This is a genomic window from Bartonella sp. AD328YNZD, assembly GCF_042196425.1.
This window is the reverse complement of record NZ_JBHIQG010000198.1, coordinates 1-1,750: the sequence shown is the minus strand read 5'-3', so window position 1 is coordinate 1,750 and position 1,750 is coordinate 1. Positions and strand designations below refer to the sequence as shown.

The following is a 1,750-nucleotide window of genomic DNA, read 5'->3' as shown; positions in this document are numbered from 1 at the left end:
AAACTTACAGCTTGGCATATCAAAAACTTTTCACCAAAATATATGCTGTTTAACTTTCTATTTTCTTCCCATTTTCATATATATAACTTGGTTTATACATCGTTACCAATTCTTCTGCCATCGTTGGATGCACTGCCATCGTTTCATCAAAGATATCCTTCGTTAGCTTACCCTTGAGAGATATCCCTATAAGCTGTGCCATTTCACCAGCATTTTCCCCTAAAATATGAGCGCCCACAACAATACGGCTTTCACCATCAACAATGAGTTTCATAAGCATTTTCTCTGAAATACCAGAAAGAATATTACGCATAGGACGAAAAACTGTACGATAAATTTCAAGACGCTTATAACGCTTTACCGCCTCCTCTTCTGAAAGACCAACCGTTCCAATCTCTGGTTGAGAAAAAACTGCCGTTGTAATTAAATCATAATCAGGTGTTGTGGGAATATTCTCAAATGCTGTCTTAACAAAACACATTGCATCATGAATCGCAACGGGTGTTAATTGAATATGACCTGTTACATCACCAACAGCCCAAATATGGGGGATATTTGTTGTCATTTTCTCATCAACAACAACTGCACCAAATTCATTAACTTCTATACCTACTCTCTCAAGTCCTAAACCAGCAGTATTGGGCATCCGTCCCGTAGCTAACAGAACTTGGTCAGTGCTGATCGTTTGCCCATTTGATAAAACAATATCATAACAGTTTTCGGCAGCCTGTACTTTAGAAATTGTTATGCCATAGAGAATAGAAATCCCTTTTTCAATCATTGCATCGCTGAGCAATTGCCGCAAATCATGATCAAAATTACGAAGGATTAAATCACCGCGATGAAGGAGTATTGTTTTTACACCTAATTCATGAAAAATATTAGCAAATTCAACACCAATATACCCTCCACCAACAATCACTATTGATTTTGGGAGTTGATTAAGGTCAAAAATCTCATTAGAAGTAAGGCAAAATTCACCGCCTTCTATGGACGTATTTGGTGCAAGTTTTGCCCCTGTTGCAATCAAAATTTTTTCTGCACTTACCCGCTCACCCGTGGCAGAAAGCTCTAATGTGTGATCATCTATAAAAGTAGCACGACTTTCATAAATATGCACATTGTTATTTTCTAATCCCTTACGATACAGGCCTTCTAACCTTGATATTTCTTTATTTTTAGCTGCAACCAACTTTTCCCAGCTAAAAATTGGATCCGCATATTCCCACCCAAAACCAACACTTTTCTTAAATTCTCTTACATATTGTGATGCATAAACATAAAGTTTTTTGGGAACGCAACCACGAATAACACAAGTGCCCCCTATACGATATTCCTCTGCTATAGCTACCCGCTTACCAAGACCTCCAGCAAGCCGTGCTGCACGCACTCCACCAGAACCACTTCCAATAACAAATAAATCAAAATCAAAAGAACCCACGAACTAATCCTTCTCATATATCTACAAACAATAGGCTAAGATCATTTATTATCAAATAAAAGTCTTTTTTCTTTTGAAGAAGCATTTTAAGCAATATTCTTAAAGGGTTTATTCTTATTAAAATATTTAAAACGGCGGGAAAACCGCCGCTATTAAAAAAATCAGAAATTGCCCATTGTTGTCATAATATCAATCAAGCTATTTTTTATTTTCTGAAGATTCTGATTTTATAGGCATATTTGTAGGCATAGTAGAATTATTCAAATTAAGTGTTTCAGACATCTCTTTTTTCACATTTTCTACAAGATC

1 protein-coding gene is annotated in these 1,750 nt (G+C 36.2%); it reads right to left on the bottom strand.

Annotated elements, in window-relative coordinates:
* Positions 1 to 49: 49 nt before the first annotated feature.
* Entirely contained in the window at positions 50 to 1,441 is a 1,392-nt protein-coding gene (gene gor, locus ACFIO3_RS08970) for a glutathione-disulfide reductase (protein WP_375607196.1), read from the bottom strand.
* Positions 1,442 to 1,750: the final 309 nt, after the last annotated feature.